We start from the raw sequence: 20068 nt of genomic DNA on the forward strand, positions 1-20068 counted from the left end.
TTGTTAACCTTAAAATTAGTACCTTTTTATAGTTGGAAAGTTTAGTTGCGCTAAAAAGCTTTCGCCATATTCCATTGAATTTAATTTAAAAATATCTGCTATTGTCTGCCCTAAATCGGCAAACGATTGTCGTTCGCCTAAATCGACCGAGGCAATATTATTGTGATAGGCCAACATCGGCACATATTCACGAGTATGATCGCTACCATGCCAAGTTGGGTCGCAGCCATGATCAGCGGTAAGAAATAAAATATCGTCGTCATTTAACTGCTTAAATAATTCTGGCAAACGTTTGTCGAATGCCTCTAACGCTTCAGCATAACCTATTGGGTCTCGTCGATGACCAAAGTCTTGATCAAAGTTAACCAAATTAGTAAATATTAACGTGTTTGCAGGCGCTGTTTTCATATGTTCAATAGTTGCATCAACTAATGCATCAATGCCGGTTGCTTTGGTGGCTTGACTAATACCTTGGTGAGCAAAAATATCAGCAATTTTGCCGACACTAATGACCTGTCCGCCTGCTTGAGTAAGCTTATCTAACACGGTTTTTGCCGGAGGTAACACTGAATAATCTCGACGATTTCCCGTACGGGCAAAATCAGATGCATTATTACCAACAAAAGGTCGCGCGATAACACGGCCAATATTATAACCATCGAGTAATTGGCGCACTGTTTCGCAATATTTGTACAAGTTATCTAAGCCAAAGTGCTCTTCATGGGCTGCCACTTGAAAGACACTATCTGCGGAGGTATAACAAATTGGCAAGCCTGATTGAATATGTTGTTCACCATATTTTGCAATAATTTCTGTACCCGATGCATGGCAATTACCAAGACAACCGTCTATCAATGTTGCTTTACTAATGGCGTTGGTTAACTGTTGTGGAAAACTCGGAACCGTATCGGGAAAATAGCCCCAATCAAATAATACTGGTACGCCTGCCATTTCCCAGTGCCCGCTTGGCGTATCTTTACCTGTGCTGATCTCAGCAGCGCATCCATATGCGCCCTTAAAATGGCTTACTGGTTGAAACGGAAATGTTATATCAGATGCTCGCTCAGCGGCTTTTACTAAGCCCATAGCGGTAAGGTGAGGCAAATTAATGGTTTGTTTTTTGTGAGTAAAATAATAATTGGCAATACTTGCAAACGTATTTGCGCCTATATCACCAAATTTTTCTGCATCAGGTGCATGACCTATACCAAAACTGTCGATTACTAAGAGAATAACCCTCGACATTTATATCCCTTTTTATACTTATAATTTGGCGAATTAAACTACACTAAATTCAGACAACTGAATATGTGAAAATGGAATAGTTATGATAAGCGTCAAACCTTTTCAAATTTTATTTAGTATAGTGTAGTCGAATTAAAAGGTGCAACTTTTTGCCAAAATCACGTAAAATTAACGCTAATAAGATAAACTTTGTCGCCAACGTGAAAACAGGATGATTTTTTGATAATAAAAAACACCACCATAATTGCTATTGCCGGTGCTTCTGCTTCAGGTAAATCATTATTTGCTCAATCGCTTTATCAACAACTTAGCAATGAATTAGGCAGCAATGGTATTTCGATTATTCATGAAGATGCCTATTATCGCGACCAAAGCCAACTTGAACTGTCTGATCGTGTTAATACTAACTATGATCACCCTGACGCATTTGATCATCAATTACTCGAACAGCATTTACATCAGCTAGCGGGTGGTAAATCAATTGAAATGCCACAATATTGCTATAAAACGCATACCCGTACCAATCAAACGACAACAATATCACCCAGTCATATTATTTTAGTTGAAGGCATCTTAGTATTAACCAATCAAGCGTTAAGAGATTGTTTTAACATTAAAGTTTATATCGACACACCGCTTGATATTTGTCTGATCAGACGCATAGAACGCGATACAGTTGACCGCGGTAGAACGTTGGCATCCGTTACTGAACAATATTTGGCGACTGTAAGACCGATGTTTTATCAATTTATCAAACCGTCAAAACAATGGGCTGACATTGTCGTTACCCGCGGTGGTAAAAATAATGTTGCCATTGATATACTAAAAACAAAAATTCGCCAATTACATCTACAAAATTCAAGTAACAGCGGATCACAATGAGGTTAATATGGAATTAGGCGTATTTCGCGGTTTGTTTGGTATCGCCGTTTTATTAGCGCTTGCTGTCGCTTTATCAACAAATAGAAAGGCAATAAATTTACGAACGGTAGGTTTTTCATTTTTATTGCAAGTTGCCTTAGGGGCACTCGTGCTATACGTACCATTTGGCAAAGACTTGCTTGAAAGTATGAGTAATGGCGTACAAACGGTCATTGATAGTGCCAAGGTCGGCATTAATTTTCTTTTTGGTGGTTTAGGTACAGACGCCATGTATGAAAATGGCGTTGGCTTTGTATTTGCCATACGAGTACTGCCCAATATCATTTTCTTTTCATCATTAATTGCGGTGCTGTATTACCTTAACATCATGCAATGGGTTATTAAGGTTATTGGCGGCGGTTTACAAAAGCTATTAAAAACCAGCAAAGCGGAATCTCTTTCTGCTACGGCCAATATTTTTGTTGGTCAAACCGAAGCACCACTGGTAGTAAAACCTTATATCGCTAACATGACCCAATCAGAGCTATTTGCCATTATGGTTGGCGGTTTGGCGTCTGTGGCCGGTTCAATACTTGCTGGCTACGCAGGCCTTGGCGTCGAGTTAAAATATCTAATAGCTGCCTCATTTATGGCTGCGCCTGGTGGTTTGCTTATGGCTAAAATTATTTGTCCGGAGCAAGAGCCTGAAAAAATCGCGCAAGAATCTGCTCAATTTGAAGAAGATCAGCAAAGTGCGACTAATGTTATCGATGCAGCCGCTAGTGGCGCCGCTTCTGGGCTTAAGCTTGCTGTAAATGTTGGCGCTATGTTGCTCGCCTTTATTGCATTAATTGCATTACTAAATTTGATGGTTGGTGGCATCGCTAGCCTATTAGGGTTTGAAGACATCACCATCGAGTTTATTCTTGGCTATATTTTTGCGCCGCTCGCTTTTATTGTTGGCGTACCCTTTGATGAAATGCTTTCAGCTGGCAGTTTTATAGGCCAGAAAATTGTCGTGAATGAATTTTTTGCCTACGTTAATTTTGTTGAAATTAAAGAGACGTTAAGTCAATCAAGCCAAGTGATCATCACCTTTGCTTTATGCGGTTTTGCTAACTTGTCATCAATTGCCATATTACTTGGCGGCATCGGTTCAATGGCCCCTTCTCGACGTCATGACATTGCTCGTTTAGGTATGAAAGCCATGTTAGCTGCTACATTAGCAAATTTAATGAGTGCTGCAATTGCCGGCTTTTTTATCGGCTTATAAAAATTAGGAAACTCCCATGAATGATACTCGCCACTATGCACAACAAGCCATTGCCTTAATGGACTTAACCAGCTTAACTGATTCGGAGTCTGAAAAAGATATCGAGCAGCTTTGCCAACAGGCCAAATCACAAGCAGGCGAGACTGCCGCAATTTGTATTTATCCTCGCTTTATTCCTCTGGCTAAAAAGTTTTTACAACAGCAAGCAACGCCCAACATTAAAGTAGCTACCGTCACCAATTTTCCCCATGGCAATGACGATATTGATATAGCATTGGCAGAAACAAAGGCAGCTATTGCCTATGGCGCTGATGAAGTTGATTTAGTCTTCCCCTACAACGCATTAATTGCAGGTAATGACCAAGTAGGCTTTGATATGGTCAGCCAATGCAAAAAAGCCTGTCCAAATAACGTATTGCTTAAAGTCATTATCGAGTCTGGCGAATTAAAAACTGATGAACTTATCACTCAAGCAAGTCATATCGCCATTAATGCCGGTGCTGACTTTATTAAAACATCAACGGGGAAAGTTGCCATTAATGCCACACCTGAGTCGGCAAAATTAATGCTAACCGCAATTAAACAAAGTAATAAGGATGTTGGCTTTAAAGCGGCTGGTGGCGTTAAAAATGTTGAAGATGCTCAAATTTATCTTGACCTTGCTACTTCCATTTTCGCGCCGCAATGGTTAAATAGTCGTCACTTTCGATTTGGGGCAAGTAGCTTACTTGGCAACCTATTAACGGCGTTAGGTTGTGATGAAAACAAGCCTAAAAATGGCTCAAAAAATAGAACAAACTCCGATTATTAGCTTCAAATTAATTGCGTAAAGTGGTCAATTCACGATGAATTACCACTTTACCACACAACAACCACTCCTAGCTTATTACATTATAAATCAGAGTTTTATTACTTTCTTGCTCAGCACTTATTCGTAACGCGTTACTGAACACAAGGCTAGTTTCACTTGCCTGTTCAACATTTTCAGCATGAACTCTGGCAACGACATCACCTTCAGTTACTTTAGTGCCAACAGGCAGTATGTTATCAAAACCGACGCTGTGATTTATTTGCTGTTTTGCTGACAAACGGCCACCGCCAAGTTTAACCACCGACATACCAATGGCTCGTGTATCTTGTTCGTTTATATACCCTGATTGTGCAGCTTTAATGTCTAAAATAATCTTAGCTTTTTGCATAGACTGCCAAGGTTTTTCAATAAAGTTACTGGGCCCACCTAATGCATATATCATTTGTTCAAATAAACTTGCGGCTTTTCCTGAACTTAATACTTCGTTTATTTTACCAGTTGCCTCGTTTTCATTTTGTGCAACCTTTGCACTAATTAAAATCGAAGTAGCTAACGCAGTTACAATGTTATGCAATCTTGGCTCTCGATATGCGCCAGTTAAATAATCAACCGTTTCTGCCATTTCAAGCGCATTGCCCGCACTTAAGCCAAGAACTTGATTCATATCTGTGATCAAGGCTTGGGTTTTTACGCCACAGGCATTGGCAACATTTACTATGCTTGATGCAAGTGCTTTAGCATCATTTAGCGATGTCATCATAGCGCCATTGCCAACTTTAACATCCATAACTAGCGCATCTAATCCGGAGGCAAGTTTTTTAGATAATATCGATGCTGTTATAAGAGGAATAGACTCAACGGTGGCAGTAACATCACGAATGCCGTATAAACGTTTATCCGCTGGCGCTAAATTATCCGTTTGTGAGATTATTGCCAACCCCAGTGATTTTACCGTTTGTTGAAATTTTTCTATGCTTGGCTGTACATTAAAACCTGAAATACTTTCTAGCTTATCGGCAGTGCCACCTGTGTGCCCTAACCCTCGCCCTGAAATCATCGGCACATAAACGCCACATGCCGCAACAATGGCTGCGAGCATAAAACTAACCTTATCGCCGACACCACCGGTTGAATGCTTATCAACAATAGGGCCGTCAATTTCTGGCCAGGTTAAGGTATCGCCAGAGACCATCATAGCTTTAGTTAACTCGCTAGTTTCTTTTGCGGTCATGCCCTGATGAAATATCGCCATTGCCATCGCACCAACTTGGCTGTCGGTAAAAGTGCCATCAACCAAACCCTTGACAAAACGTTGAATAATTTCTGGTTCTAGCACTTTACCGTCACGCTTTAGGCGAATAATTTCTTGCGGTATTAGCATCATATATTCCTTATTTCGCTAAATGATCGGGTAAAAAAGCATCAGGCAATAACTGGGCAACCGTCCACTGCTTTTGTTGCTGTAAGTGGTTAACAGCAGTAATAACACCATCTTGTTGAAAAAATTCTGCAATAACTTGTCGGCAAGCTCCGCACGGCGGAGTGAGTGTCTCTTGCTTGGTATAAATAACAAGTTGAGAGAATTGTACCGCGCCCTGAACTACACCTTGTGCGATACAGTTACGCTCTGCGCAAACGGTTAAGCCATAAGAGGCATTTTCAACATTACATCCAGATACAATAACACCCGATGATGTCCTTGCCGCAGCACCCACTTTAAAATTGCTATAAGGCGCATGCGCGTTCAAAAATGCTTTTTCGGCAACTTTTACTAACGGTTTTATTTGATGAGTGTGATCTATTGTCATTAGGAACGCCTTAAACGCGTGTTATTAACATGATAACTATAATCAATGTAGCAAATTTAAACATTATTTTAGCGCAAGAATATCTGTTGCCACGAATAAGCAAAAACATGCGTTAAAACTGAAAATCGAATAGTTGCCTTAACAGATGACTTTTGGAATAATCATTGGCTCGCCTTTTGACAATTAAAATAAGAAGAATTAATGAAAAAATCAGTTTTCACCTTGTGTTTAGCCATGGCATTAAGTGCTTGCGGATCAACAGAGCAGCCTACGATAAACACTGTTGCCGAACAGAACACTGAAACGTCGCCTAAAAATATCATTATGATTGTTGCTGACGGTATGGGACCTGCGTATACCACCGCTTATCGCTATTATCGTGACAATCCAGAAACCGACACGGTTGAAGCAACGATATTTGATCGTTATTTAGTGGGAATGAGCAGCACTTACCCAGATAAAGTCTCGGGTGTTGTCACCGACTCTGCCGCAAGTGCTACTGCATTAGCATCTGGCGTAAAAACCTATAATGGCGCCATTGGTCTTGACGTGAACAAGCAACCGGTAGAAACCGTATTAGAATGGGCGAAAAAACAAGGCAAGAAAACCGGTGTTGTCGTTACATCACAAGTGAACCACGCGACACCCGCTTCTTATTTAAGTCATAATGAAAGTCGACAAAATTACAATGCGATAGCTGATAGCTACCTCGACGATGGCATTAAAGCTGACGTTATTTTAGGTGGCGGTTGGCAATATTTTATTCGTGACGATCGAAACCTTGTTGCTGAGTTTAAACAACAAGGCTTTCATTATGTCGATAATTACGATGCATTAACCGAGCTACCGAATAAACCTTTGTTAGGCTTATTTGCCGATAAAGGCCTGCCATGGGCATTAGATGATACTAACCCAAACCGTCTTTCGGTGTTAACTCAATCAGCGACTCAGCTTTTAGAAAACCCTCAAGGTTATTTTATGTTGGTTGAAGCAAGTCAAATTGACTGGGGCGGCCATGTAAATGACGTCGCTGCAGCAATGACTGAAATGGATGATTTAGCAGCAACGCTTGAGTATTTATCAAGTTACGTTGAACAAAACCCCGATACCTTGGTGGTATTGACGGCCGATCACAGTACCGGTGGTTTTACCATTGGCGCAAACGGAAAGTACGCCTGGCAACCTGAGGTTTTGCATAAACTGACCATGTCGCCACAAACAATTGCTAAGCAGCTGCTTGAGATTGATATTACCTTAAAAGAAGCTAATAAATTACTCAGTTTTGAGTTGACTAAAAAAGAATTAATGAGTTTACAACAAGCAAAATATGAAGCAAATGAAGCGCTACAGCGCTATTTTTCATTAAGCTTAGCGGAGCAAAAACTTAAAAAAGAACCCAAAGCAACTAAATATATGCACAAGGCGGTAACTCAACTTATTGATGTGAGAACCAATACCGGCTGGACATCAAGCGGCCATACAGGGATCGATGTGCCAGTATTTGCATTTGGCCCTAAAAGTGAGCTATTTAACGGTAAGCTTGATAATACCGACATAGCAAAAACTATTTTTAGGTTACTAGGTAAAAATCACTAACAGCTAACACCTAGCAAACTATACAAAAACAATGCAAATAGAAAACATGATTAAAAAGTATGCATGATAAAAACTAAATCGTTAACGCCTGTTAGTCTAGTTTAGCGGTTTAGTTTTTTTATAATCTGCTAAACGGTATACTATCGCCATCTTTGTTAATATTTTTTCTGTTCATTATGAAACGAATTGTTTTATTCACCATGCCCAATTGCCCTCATTGCAACACCGCCAAGCGATATTTTGATGACAATTCAATACCCTATCGTTTATGCAATGTTAAAACGCCAGCAGGCCAAAAAGAGTTTCGAAAAACTGGCATGCGTGGGGTGCCCGTAGTAAAAGTCGGCGATCAATTACTTAATGGTTTTTCGGTTAAAGGTTTTAATAAATTACTCAACGATTAAATACAAAAAAGCCCGTGAAATACGGGCTTTTTCATATATTTATAAGACGCTAAATTATATATCTAAGGCGTTACACCACTTACTAGCCGATACAAACTCTTTATGAATAAAGTCTTGATCTAACGAGAAGTTCTCTAGTGTTTGCTCAACTTTATCATTGCGACCAGTAATGTAATTAGTGGTAAAATCTAAAAGCTCCCCTAACAAACCTTCATGATTAACTAAAGCAGTTTCAATTGGCTTAGCTAATGGCATTGTTTGCACTATTTTATCCATTGGCATGCTTAATAGCACTTCAATAGCGCTTAACAAGCCAGTGATAAAGGCCAGATCTTTGATTTCTTTAAAGGCATTTACTTTGGCAATGGCAGCCATTAATTTACCAGTGATCAGCGCTTGTTTGGCGATTTCATCAGTTTGATCAACGGTGAGTTTAGATAAGGCTAAAATGGTCACAAATTGCTTAAGTTTATCTTCACCTAAATATGCAGCTGCCTGTTTTAATGAAGTAATTTCAACTTGTGTACCCACGGCGACGTTATTGACTAGTTTCAATAAGCTCACCGATAAATTAACATCTTGGCTGATCACTTTAGCAATGGCGTCAAAATTAAAAGGAACATTAAAGGTTTCACTGATCAAATGTAACATTTGCGTTTTGATCGGCGCTAATGTTTGCCCTTCTATGACTTCAGGCTCGTGGTAGAAAAAACCTTGATAAGCACTAAATCCGACTTCAGCTAATGATTGCAATTGAAAGCGCGTTTCTACTTTTTCTGCGGTAAGTTTTACATCAAACGGTTTTAGTTTTTTAACAACAGGTGATAACCGTTTTGCATTGATCTTTTCAACATCTACTTTCACCAAATACAAATAAGGGAATATCACGTCCCAATGATCTTCCAAGTCATATTCAGTTAGGGCAATTTTATACCCTTTTTCGAAGTAATATTTTAAGATTTTAATAAAACGAGAGGTCGGTTTATTACTACCAACTAGCTCAATAACAATATCTTTGGTATCAAACAACAAGGGGTATTTATTAATTAAGCAATGCTCGGTGAAATTAATAAACGCCAATTTCCCCATGCATAAGGCAGTAATGTCGCCATGAATATGATTTTGAATAATTAATTTAGAGGTAGCTACGTTTAAATCAAGCTCAGGAAATTTATTTTCTGGGCTATTTCTAAACAGAAGTTCATAGCCAATAGCGTTGGCATTTCTATCGAAAATAGCTTGTCTAGCGATATAAGTCGTTTGCATTATTTTTATTAGTTATAAAAAACATAGGTATTGAGTTTACCTAAAAACAAATGCGCTTTACAGACAATTCATTAACATTTTTTTGATGTTTGTAAGAAGGTTGTTTCAAATGATTTGCCAATTAGAATAACGTTTCATCAACAACGTACATTGGTTTAGTGCATTAAGGCACGAATATTAAATTTATGCAAAAGATGTTAGTCGCGAAGCTTGCGCGTAGAGGAACGAAGTCTGTAACAAGGGAATGTTGGGCGAGGTAGGCAGAAAAGGTAAATAAACAGGCTATTCGCACTAGCGCTCACAGCCTGTTTTATTTTATTTTTTTATTCAAAAAGCTCGCGAATATTGGCAAGGTCTTTTTTGCCTTCAGCTAGTTCTTCAACTGATAATCCAGAAAGTTCATGTGGGAAAACCAACCATTCATCAGACTCATGAACATAGTAATCAGGTTTAATATCAACCTTGCTGTTTGCCGGTTTGTACCAAGGACAGGCAATACGAACATCTGAAGGCATGTTGCGACGCGTTAACAACTCAAGTTGCTTGATTAACGCTTCAATGCTTCGACCTGAGTCAAAAACATCATCAACAATTAATAATCCATCAGTGGCATTGGCATTTTCAATAATATAATGCAAACCATGTACTTTAATTTCTTTATTTTGCTGATTAATACCGTAGTAAGATGAAGTACGCACGGCAATATGGTCTGTTTCTACCTTTTTAAAGTCAAAGTATTCTTGTACTGCGATACCAATTGGTGCACCACCTCGCCAAATACCTACGATAAATTGTGGTCTAAAGCCGTCTTGATAAACTTTAGCAGCAACTCTGAAAGAATCTTCCAGCAATTCCTGCGCTGTAATAAAGCGTTTATTCATAATAATCTACGTTTGTTATATGTTAATCGTGCCATTTTCTCATTATAGCGAACACTGAGCAAATGGTTCTTTGTTATTTGAGGTATCTATCAATTAATCGAATGTAACTATAAATATACTCACTCGCGTTGATAAAAAACGCTAAGTTAACATTTTCATAATTGTCTTTATCACTGTGATATAGCTTATGCTCTCCAACACCAAAATAGATAAAAGGAATGTTATTTTGGTAAAAAACACCGTGATCACTCGCTTGTACCCAATTGGTTCTTCTACCAACAACACTGTAACCTTTAATATTAGTGAAGCCTTTTTTAACTGAAAACCTCTTAAATGGTTCAGTATTAATTAACTCAGTAACCAGCTCTGTTGATACCAGGTTGTCGAGATGACTATCAATATAGTGAAGGGTTTTAGTGCTCTTATCTCCAGCGATCATATCCATGTTGATATTAAGCGAAATAGCACTGACGATGTCTTGATTATCATCAATAAAAGCTTTGGCACCACTTAAATTTTGCTCCTCGCCATCGGTAAACAAAAAAATACTGCTGTATTTTAATGGTTGCTTGTTAATTTTGTTAGCAAAAGTAAGTAATGCCGCCGTACCAGAAGCATTGTCGTCAGCGCCATTAAAAATTTGATAGCCTTTTTTACCAATGTGATCGTAATGTGCGGTAAAAACAATGTATTTTTCAGAAAACTCGGTTCCTTCGACAAAGGCAGTCACGTTATAGCCTTGCTTTGAGGTAAATAGTTGTTTCTTGATAAATTGATGAGCATATTGCTGTTTAAAAGGGGCTACATTTGAAGATTGCAGTCGCTCGATTATATATTGTTGTGCCTTAATATTACCCGCACTGCCAAGTTTTCTACCTTCAAATTCGTCTGACGATAAAACTTTTAAATCTGATAACAATTGTGCATGGTTCAATTTAGCTTCACCGGCAGATGATGCTAAATTATTGCTATTGTTTGAAGCTATTTGTGATGAACAACCTAAAAGAAAAGCCGCTAAAATCGCGGCTAATATCGTCTTGTTTCTATAGTTTTTGATAGCTAGCATGCTCGGCTTGTTTTAAAAAGTTTAACTTGGCTATGTATTGATTTTCAATCTGGGTAATTTTATTAAGCGCCAAAGCCTTTTTTAATGACTTTTTAGCGGCACTATAATTACCCATTTCGTAATGTACCTTGGCTAAACCAAAATAAAACTCATCAACACGACCAGATAAGTCGATCGCTTTTTTATAGTGATTTAATGCGTGATGTGGCTCACCGCGATGCAAGGCTTCGTCAGCTAACAACGCATAATAGTATGGGTTGTTGATGCGTTTGCGCAAAATTGAAAGCTCTATTTGCTCTGCGACATCTAACTCACCTTGCGAGCGCAGTAATATAGCTAAATTATTTAACGCCGTATTGTTGTTTCTATTGATATTTATCGCTTTGTGATAGGCATATTCCGCATGTTGGTCGAGCTGTTTGTGTTTATATAAAACCCCTAAGTTCCCCCAAGCTGAGCTAAAGTTAGGGTCAATCAACGTAGCCGCTTTTAGATATCGATAGGCCACTGAATAATCTTTATTCGCGAGTGCGTCTGCACCTTTGTTATTGTAAAACATAGCGACAATTTTATTTTTACCAATTGCACGGCGTGGAAATGATTTTTTGTTGATGTAAGGGTCAAAATCAATCTCTAGTACTTCTTCTGACATCAGTGATATTTTATTTGATTCAATCCTTTTTCTAATCAACAAATTAACATGCCCCGTTAGCATGTTGTATTCACCATCGCGTTGCCAATATTCTGGCACTAATACATCTTGAAAAGTCACCGAAAGTTTTGCTGCTTTTGCTAGCGAATACGCCATAATCGTGAGTGACATACAATTTGCTTCGCCCGAATGAAACGCCTGCCTTGCGGTAAGATTCGCACCACCTTGATATTGCAGGTTGATTTGTTCAGACTCAAAGATATGCTCTAATAGTTCAGAAGCACGCTTTCGCTCGTCGTAAATGCGGCTGAGCTTATTATCAACAAGTGCCTGCATGTCTTCATCGAGGGCAAAAATTTCGTCTAAGGTTTCTACAGCATATTCGTCATGCCCTTCAAATTCATGATCAAGGTAAACAGAATTGACTGTCGTCGGTTCAAAGTTGAATTTTGGTGTAGTTTTACAAGCACTTAACAGCAAAAGTAAAACAACTAAAGAAAGGATATTGAATAGTTTCATAACAAACTCCATCGCATACACCTACCTTAAGCATATACGACAGAGTAATTATTGAACAGTTTAAGGCAAGGTTATTAATATTCCCTTACAAACTGAATTGATAATCAACAGCAAGGTTAATTGTGCTTAAGCATATCTAGCCAAGAACTTTGTTGATTGATTTTTGTTTTAGCGCCATAAGATAAACGGTGCGTACCGTGACACTGCGCACAGGCTAATACTGCTAAAGTGCCTAAATCTCGTCCCTGCTCTTTCGCGCTACCGTTAACTAAACTATTTTCTAGGCTATTCAGTGTATTAACAACCGTTTCATCTGGATAAGCTTTACCGCCCCGATGACAATTAACACAGCTTTTGCCTAACACATCCATTTCAACTTTTAGATCATTTAAAGACGCTAAAGCGTTCTCTACATTGCCGTCTTGTGCAGAAATTTTAATTTGGTTAACTTGGCGCGTTAACTTATTCATGTGCGCTTGATATGACAAAGGCGAATCAAGGGTGATAGTTGAAAAATCAGGCGTTCGGTAAGTTAACGCCGTAATTGCTTGATAGTCGTCATGGCAGCTATCACAATTTTTTTGTAAGCTATTTACCGCTGTAGAAACTTGGCTAAATTGGTTTTGATCAACATGTGCCTGTAACTGTGCTAATGCGTTGTAGTCTAAATTTTTTCGCCACGTTGGCACCATTTCAGCAATTTTTCCATAGTGTTTGGTAAGATCTGCCATCCACTTTTTCATTAACTCACTGTCTTGCTGCTTAGCGTAATAATCAACCGCTTGCATTTCTCGACGTAATTGAAACATGGTATGCAGCCAAACTTGTCGTTTATTTTGTGGCTTATACCATTGCGCTAATGCTTTCGGGGGCATTTTAACCATATTGATATGCTCATCATGCTGATAGACCACAACAGCCGTTATCGCTATCATTAATAAGGGTAAAATAATTATGCTAAGCCAACGCTTCATGCAAAAATCCTATTATTAGAAGACTCGTTTCTTGTCAGTTAGTATAAGTAATCTAATACGTTAACTGTTGATCCGGCACAAATAAACCAACTTTTGTCACAGTTAATTTTATTTTAGCGTCGCTTCTGTCAATATTAGCGTCACAATAAAAAAATAATAATGAGAACAAACGTGTCTACAAACCACCCTGATGATCTATTTTTAGTAATTGATAATGGTACGCAAAGTATTCGCGCCATGATTTTTAATCAACAAGGTGAGTTATTGGCAAAATCTAGCGTTAAGTTAGCAAATTACCATTGCCCACAACCCGGCTGGGCTGAACAAGAAGCCCATTATTTTTGGCAGATGATCGGTGATGCTTGTCAACAACTGTGGCAGTTGCCAGATGTTGTTGAGCAAAAATTAAAAGACAAAATAGTAGCAATGTCGGTAACCACCCAGCGCGGCACTGTCGTTAATTTAGATAGCGACGCCAAGCCACTAAGACCTGCGATATTATGGCTTGATCAACGACTTGCCGATTTAACCACAAATGAACAAAAGAAAATCCCTTGGTACTTAACCTTAGTGTTTAAAAGTATTAATAAATGGAATTTAATTGAATATTTTTACCGCAAATCGCAAGCGAATTGGCTCGCACAAAAGCAACCCGAAATATGGCAAAAAACGGATAAATTTTTACTTCTCTCTGGTTATTTAAACTATCAACTTACTAGTAACTTTAAAGACTCCGTCGCCAGTATTATTGGTTACTTACCCTTTGATTATAAAAAGCAAAACTGGGCAGCAAAATACCATTGGAAATGGCAGTTATTGCCAATTTCGGCAAATATGTTACCCGAACTTATTCAGCCAGGAGAGCTCATCGGCTGTATCACTGAAGCCGCAAGTAAACACATAGGGCTAAAACAAGGGTTACCCGTTATTGCTAGCGCATCTGATAAAGCCTGCGAAGTTTTGGGCTCAGGGTGTATTAGCCCCAATACCGCCAATTTAAGTTTTGGTACCACAGCAACCATTAATACCAACAACAAACGTTATGTCGAGCCGCAACCTTTTCTGCCCGCCTACCCGTCTGCAATTCCTGCGCATTACAACAGTGAAATTATGATTTATCGTGGATTTTGGATGGTTAATTGGTTTAAACAAGAATTTGGACAGCAAGAAACAGCACAAGCACAGCAACTTGGCGTAAGTGTAGAAAGCTTATTTGATCAATTAATTGAAGATATTCCCGCTGGTTCGATGGGCTTAATGCTACAGCCTTATTGGTCACCGAGCTTAACTAATTTAGAAGCAAAAGGCGCGATGCTTGGTTTTGGCGATGTACACCATCGCGGTCATATTTACCGAGCAATACTTGAAGGTCTCGCCTATGCATTAAAAGAAGGGCAACAAACATTAGCTAAACGCCAAGGTATTGAAATCGATCGCTTAATTATTTCAGGCGGTGGCTCACAATCGGATGCGGCAATGCAGCTAAGTGCTGATATTTTTAATTTACCTACTCACCGGCCACATACCTTTGAAACCTCAGGCTTAGGCGCAGCAATAAATATCGCGGTGGGCTGTGGCTATTTTGATGATTATCAACAAGCGATAAAAGCAATGACTCATATCAAGCAAACATTTTTACCTGATAAAAAGAATGTTGCACTTTACCACCAACTTTACCATCGCGTTTATAAAAAAATGTATCAGCAACTTAAACCTTTATATAAAAATATCAAAGACATTACCGGCTACCCAGAGTAATTTCCTAGGTAGCAACATGGTGTTACTTAGGTTTTTATTAATTGATGTTTTAAAATTGGCGCGCTAGGGAAAGCTTCATTAATTTGGTTTGTATCTAGCTGCCAATGCTGTTTTATTGCCGTTGCGATCCACGAAAACGTTGACGATGTAGGTTTTAAATCGCGTTGTTCAAACAGTTGTGCTTGTGCTAATCCCGGCCATTGCCCAAGTACTTGACCACCGTTAACAGCGCCACCGGCTAAAAACATCGCGCTTGCACTGCCGTGATCTGTGCCTGCAGTACCATTTTCTTTAGCAGTTCGACCAAATTCAGTTGCCACAACAACTAAAGTCTCTTGCCAATGTTCGCCTAACGTTTGCTTTAACAAAGCTAAGCCCTTATCCAGTGTCGATAACTGACGATTTAACCGATTAGCTTGGTTATTATGGGTATCCCAACCACCCAATTCCAACATCGCACAATCAACACCCTGCTCGCCTTTTAATAAGGTGCCGCAAGATTTTGCCAATTCAATAAAGTTGCCTTGTTGCTTTTTACTATCATTTGACATAGTCATATCTTCAACCGCCATACCGCTAGCTAAACGCTCGCTTAACAGTTCATCTTCTTGATACATTTTGCTTAACGCTTGGTAAATGTCATCGTCAGCTTCTTTTAATTTTGACGGATACCAAGTATCAACGGCTTTATTACCGCGCATAGTAATCGGTGTTGAACGAGCAATTGCCAGTGCGGCTTTGTTTTGTTGGGCAACCAAACGTCCTAACCAACCACTTTGATGATCAATTTCCGCCTTACCACTTTCTAAAAAATCTTGCGCATCAAAATGCGAACGCTCACGATAACCAGAAGAAACCGCAACTACCGGTAGCAATTGTTTTTGTTGATACCAGCTATGTAAATTTTTTAACGCCGGATGCAATGCATAGCCGTTGTCTAATTGAAGTGTTTTATCTTTGATCGCTTTATTAAGACTGGGCCTTAGTGTTTTAAGGTTGTCATCAAAAGTGGGTACAACCGTGTGCAATGAATCTAAACCGCCACGCAATATTAACCAGACGATCTTAGGCTGTTTTTGCGCCTTATTAACCAATACATTTGCCATTAATGGTGATTGAAATACCACCAAAGATGCCGCTAAGCTTTTCATAAATTGTCGACGTTGCATCGTTATCTCCTTAAAAACTCAGGGCTCATTAATAATAAAGTCATTGCTTGGCGCCGACTTTCGGCACGTAAAACACTCTGGTAGGTGCGTTTACTCACGTGTTTTGAAAAAATATGGGCTAATGTCTTTTCGGCATTGGCTTTATATTTACTGGCAAACATAGACGCCCACTCTATTCTTGCAATAAGTGCATTACCGCCATTCCAGTCTTCTTGCACATCGCCATATCCTGCAGGAGAGCCAGCATTAAATGGCCGTTGCCCGAGGGAAGCTAAACTATTAAATAATTGTGAATTAGATACCTTTTTAGCATCAACCGCTCGGCACGCTGAAATTATAAATTCTCTAGGGGTTTTGTATTTTACCGAAGTATTAGACCAAGCATGTTCCGATTGCACCAACTCAATCATCACGTCTTTTATATTGCCATTCGTTTTTTGCCAGCGCTGGTTAAGTTGCTTCACTAGCGCTTTAGGTGGTTGATCACTAACAAAATGACGGGCAAGCTTATAACAGATATGTTGCGCCGTCGCCGGATGGCGGGCTAAATCTTGTAACATGGCGCGGCCTTGCTCAACACCTTTTTGGCTATAACGTTTAGTTAATAAAGTACGTGTGCCGGGTTGATGGCCGACTTTTCGAAAAATAAAACCGGGTTGTTCTTCTTTTCTTGGGTTTGCCACACTCCAGCCGGTGATCGCCATCGCAAGCTCAGTAACATCATCTTGATCATAGCCGCCATTAACGCCTAAGGTGTGCAACTCTAATATTTCACGCGCGAGGTTTTCATTTAAGCCTTTGCCTTTTTTACCCAACCTTGAATCTGGCCCAAATGAGCGTTCATTATTTAAATACAAAATCATGGTTGGATGGCTGCTCACCGCCAATAACATATCTTCGAATGAACCTAAAAGATTGGGCGCGATAGCTTCACGCTCTAATGTTCCAGCTAATGCCGTTAAATATGGACCTTGCGCAGTAACACTAAAGTGATTTGAGAAAAAATCGAGTAAACGCCAGTTAAGGCTGTTAGGAGATGCAATTGCGCTATTAACGGTATCGACGCTAAAACCACGCAATAATTCACGATTGTATTTTTTGCTTTTTTCTTTGGCGTTTGTCAGGTCTTTATTGGCTTGTTTTTTTTCAGCACGTTCAGCTTGCTTTAACTTGGCGAGTTTTTTTGATATTTCAACCGACGTTGGTAAGGCGGTAGTAAAGCTTAACGCGGGGCTTTGATTTAATTGACTAATTAGCCACATTTTAGGATTTTTATCTGCGGCGGCAAGCTCTAACGGCCTTGCTCCGAGTCCAAACCTATTCACGGCGATAACGGCTTGTATTGACGACATGCTTATACTCAGTTTTATTAATGCACTTGTTATTAACTTAAACTAGCCGGCATAAAACGCTATGGCTTTTACACATCTTTACAACATAAATTTATCAAATATCTGGCTGATAAAACCAAAAATGCTTTTCAATGACAGGATAAACTGCCAATGAAAAGCACTAAAAAGGTCTTACTATTTATAGCGCGTTATAACGCGCGAAAACGTTCGAACGCTTTGCGATCACCGGCTTTTTGCGCTAATTGCATCCCTAATTGTTGCAACGCTTGGCTATAGGTGAATCTGTGTATAACCGACTGCAATTTCTTAAGGGCTAATACCGTTTTGCCTTCACCGTCTAACGATAAAATATAAGCATAAAGGTATTGTTCATTACTTGGTGCTAGTCTCACGGCTTTTTCAAAAAAGCTGGTTGCCTTTTGATATTGCTGTTGTCTAACCAAGTGAAGACCGTATGCATATTTTAAATCACCTGATTTAGGCAGCTTGTTCATACCTTTGGTTAAAACAGAAACCACCTGAGAGTTCTTTTGACTCGCACGATAAATATCTGCCAGATTAATATACGGCGCTTCCATATAAGGATCGACTTCAATAGTCTTAAGTAAGGCTTTTTCTGCTTTTTGATAATCGCCACTGCGCAGTGCGTTCATGGCATTATTTAAACGCCCTTCTCCGCGCCAGCTACTTAACTCATTTGAAAAGCTTAATTCTTCAAAGGCTTGTTTAAATAATTGTGCATGTTTAGGTGTTAACTGAACATCAAGTAATGAACGAGCAGCCGCAACACGTACTGCTTTGAGTTTATCTTGCATTAATGGCGACAGTGCATTAATTCGTTGCTGCGCTGGGATCAACATACCCACATTTGCCGCCGCAATTTTTAATAACGGCTCTTGGTGAGTTAAATAAGGAGTTAGCTGCTGCGTCGATAAGGTATTCGTTGAATAGCTCAACATGCCAATCGCTGTAGCTCGGGTAATTACATCAATGCTTTCATCGTTAATAATGTCAAAGTGTTGAGTCAGGGTTAATGTTTTACCATTATGCATTTGATAATAATTATCGAGATTGTTACTAATCGGCTCTGCCTTACCATACCATTTAGTCACCTTATCTAATGCCCATTCATTATCTTCATCGCTATGACATTTTACACAGGCATTTGGCGTATTGTATTTAATTGAATGATCTGGACGTGGAATTTTAAAGCTATGATCACGTCTATCATCTACGCCCATGTAACGGCTTTCTGGCATATGACAATTTACACACTGAGCGCCTTCAGAGCCTGTTGCATGTTTAACATGTTTTTCTTCGTTGTAACTGTTGGCGTCGTGACATTGCAAACATAAACCATTGCCTTGAACTTTCACTTTCATGGTGTGCTGATCATGACAATCTAAACAATTTACACCGGCTTTATACATTTTACTTTGCAAGAAAGAGCCATAAACATAAACTTCTTCTTTTATTTGCCCGTCAGCAAAATACATAGGTGGCGCTAATGTTTGTGGCGTAAACTGATCTAAAAATGCGACATTCGGTTTAAAGCCGTCAGTAAGTGGTGAGCGAAGTGAATGACAGGCAAAACAATTATCCATAAAAGTATTATCACGTTTTTTGCCGTGCCAACTCGCGGTTTTATCGCCTATTGCTTTAATCCATTGTCCGGTGGGATGCTCGGCATTTAATACATCATGCTTCGCTGTTTTTGCTTTTTCATGCGGTGTATTCTTATCGCCATGACACGACAAACAACCGACATTTATGCCTTTCCAACTGGTATTAAAGGTATCGTTTTCAACATTATAATTGCGCTGTAATCCATCTGAATGACAGTCAGCACACATACCATTCCAATTTTGCAATGGTTGACGCCAGTGCAAACGATCTTCTGGGCGAATTTCTTCATTGCTGTAGTTATGGTACCAACGTTGACCACCTTCCGCTTTACTACGCGCATCCCAAGCAAAAGGGAGAATTTGTAATCTGCCCGGCTCTGTTTCTGCTAAATACTGTTGTAATGGGTAATGACCAAATGTGTAGTTAATGTCGTAAGTATCAACATTATCATCATAAGTTACTGTCACTTTATATTGATTATCTTCAATAAAAAATAGTGCTTGTTGACCGTAATGTTCAGCCTTAGTGTTATTAAAATCACCTAACACATTGGCTTTAGTCGCGACAGCCATCGCTTTGGCGTGATCAGATTGTTGCCACGCTTTGTGCTCACTTTCATGGCACGACAAACAAGGCTGAGTAATGTCATTAGTTGGCATAGTTTCGCTAAACGCCGAAACTGAAGGTGCCGATAAGACGGACAATAATAAAATGAATGAGTTAACTAACTGGCGCAAAAGATTCCTCTAAACCTATCTAAACCTAATTAGCTTGCATAATACGCGAGTCAATCAACAAGAAACAGTA

17 protein-coding genes are annotated in these 20068 nt (G+C 39.3%); 6 read left to right on the forward strand and 11 right to left on the reverse strand.

Going from position 1 to position 20068, the window contains the following annotated elements:
- Positions 1-15: 15 nt before the first annotated feature.
- Entirely contained in the window at positions 16-1245 is a 1230-nt protein-coding gene (locus ACRRSQ_RS15550; RefSeq protein WP_440876688.1) for a phosphopentomutase, read from the reverse strand.
- 225 nt (positions 1246-1470) lie between these two features.
- Between ACRRSQ_RS15550 and udk the strand changes: the two genes are divergently transcribed.
- From udk to deoC, 3 genes are read left to right on the forward strand one after another with little or no spacing between them, the layout of a single operon-like run.
- Entirely contained in the window at positions 1471-2127 is a 657-nt protein-coding gene (gene udk, locus ACRRSQ_RS15555; protein WP_440876869.1) for a uridine kinase, read from the forward strand.
- Between the two features lie 7 nt (positions 2128-2134).
- Complete coding sequence (locus ACRRSQ_RS15560; RefSeq protein ID WP_440876689.1) at positions 2135-3379, forward strand: NupC/NupG family nucleoside CNT transporter; 1245 nt, start codon at positions 2135-2137, stop codon at positions 3377-3379.
- Positions 3380-3395: 16 nt separating this feature from the next.
- Positions 3396-4190, forward strand: a complete 795-nt coding sequence (deoC, locus tag ACRRSQ_RS15565; protein WP_440876690.1) for a deoxyribose-phosphate aldolase — start codon at positions 3396-3398, stop codon at positions 4188-4190.
- 67 nt (positions 4191-4257) lie between these two features.
- Here the strand turns inward: deoC and deoA are convergent, their stop codons facing one another.
- Together deoA and ACRRSQ_RS15575 are read right to left on the reverse strand one after the other, a co-directional pair.
- Positions 4258-5571: a thymidine phosphorylase gene (gene deoA / locus ACRRSQ_RS15570; protein WP_440876870.1), complete on the reverse strand. Its 1314-nt coding sequence runs from the start codon at positions 5569-5571 to the stop codon at positions 4258-4260.
- A 10-nt stretch (positions 5572-5581) separates the two neighbouring features.
- Positions 5582-5998: a cytidine deaminase gene (locus ACRRSQ_RS15575; RefSeq protein ID WP_440876691.1), complete on the reverse strand. Its 417-nt coding sequence runs from the start codon at positions 5996-5998 to the stop codon at positions 5582-5584.
- Between the two features lie 201 nt (positions 5999-6199).
- Here ACRRSQ_RS15575 and ACRRSQ_RS15580 point away from each other — a divergent pair, with 201 nt between their 5' ends.
- Positions 6200-7594, forward strand: coding sequence for an alkaline phosphatase (locus ACRRSQ_RS15580; RefSeq protein WP_440876692.1), 1395 nt, complete (start codon positions 6200-6202; stop codon positions 7592-7594).
- Positions 7595-7770: 176 nt separating this feature from the next.
- A complete protein-coding gene (locus tag ACRRSQ_RS15585; protein WP_440876693.1) occupies positions 7771-7998 on the forward strand; it encodes a glutaredoxin family protein in 228 nt (75 codons plus the stop codon).
- Between the two features lie 54 nt (positions 7999-8052).
- On the opposite strand, the gene ACRRSQ_RS15590 is transcribed toward ACRRSQ_RS15585, so the two are convergent.
- The 5 genes from ACRRSQ_RS15590 to ACRRSQ_RS15610 form a co-directional block, all read right to left on the reverse strand.
- Positions 8053-9264 carry an EAL and HDOD domain-containing protein gene (locus tag ACRRSQ_RS15590; RefSeq protein ID WP_440876694.1) on the reverse strand — a complete coding sequence of 404 codons (1212 nt, stop codon included), beginning with the start codon at positions 9262-9264 and terminating at the stop codon, positions 8053-8055.
- Positions 9265-9587: 323 nt separating this feature from the next.
- Positions 9588-10145 (reverse strand): phosphoribosyltransferase, encoded by a 558-nt coding sequence (locus ACRRSQ_RS15595; protein ID WP_440876695.1) that lies wholly within the window; start codon positions 10143-10145, stop codon positions 9588-9590.
- A 73-nt stretch (positions 10146-10218) separates the two neighbouring features.
- Complete coding sequence (locus ACRRSQ_RS15600) at positions 10219-11211, reverse strand: M28 family peptidase (protein WP_440876696.1); 993 nt, start codon at positions 11209-11211, stop codon at positions 10219-10221.
- Entirely contained in the window at positions 11189-12382 is a 1194-nt protein-coding gene (locus tag ACRRSQ_RS15605) for a tetratricopeptide repeat protein (RefSeq protein ID WP_440876697.1), read from the reverse strand. The genes ACRRSQ_RS15600 and ACRRSQ_RS15605 overlap by 23 nt, the downstream gene beginning before the upstream one ends.
- 116 nt (positions 12383-12498) lie before the next feature.
- Positions 12499-13356 (reverse strand): hypothetical protein, encoded by an 858-nt coding sequence (locus ACRRSQ_RS15610; protein ID WP_440876698.1) that lies wholly within the window; start codon positions 13354-13356, stop codon positions 12499-12501.
- Between the two features lie 171 nt (positions 13357-13527).
- On the opposite strand from ACRRSQ_RS15610, the gene ACRRSQ_RS15615 reads away from it, so the two are divergent.
- Positions 13528-15114 (forward strand): FGGY-family carbohydrate kinase, encoded by a 1587-nt coding sequence (locus ACRRSQ_RS15615; protein WP_440876699.1) that lies wholly within the window; start codon positions 13528-13530, stop codon positions 15112-15114.
- 26 nt (positions 15115-15140) lie between these two features.
- On the opposite strand, the gene ACRRSQ_RS15620 is transcribed toward ACRRSQ_RS15615, so the two are convergent.
- From ACRRSQ_RS15620 to ACRRSQ_RS15630, 3 genes are all read right to left on the reverse strand, one after another.
- On the reverse strand, positions 15141-16283 hold the full coding sequence (locus ACRRSQ_RS15620; RefSeq protein ID WP_440876700.1) for a DUF1501 domain-containing protein: 1143 nt from the start codon (positions 16281-16283) through the stop codon (positions 15141-15143).
- 2 nt (positions 16284-16285) lie between these two features.
- The gene (locus ACRRSQ_RS15625) at positions 16286-17635 is read right to left on the reverse strand and encodes a DUF1800 domain-containing protein (RefSeq protein ID WP_440876701.1); all 1350 of its coding nucleotides are present in this window, start codon (positions 17633-17635) and stop codon (positions 16286-16288) included.
- 188 nt (positions 17636-17823) lie between these two features.
- A complete protein-coding gene (locus ACRRSQ_RS15630) occupies positions 17824-19920 on the reverse strand; it encodes a multiheme c-type cytochrome (protein WP_440876702.1) in 2097 nt (698 codons plus the stop codon).
- Positions 19921-20068: the final 148 nt, after the last annotated feature.

The organism is Thalassotalea sp. PLHSN55 (assembly GCF_052030545.1).
Classification (GTDB): Bacteria; Pseudomonadota; Gammaproteobacteria; order Enterobacterales; family Alteromonadaceae; genus CANMXU01.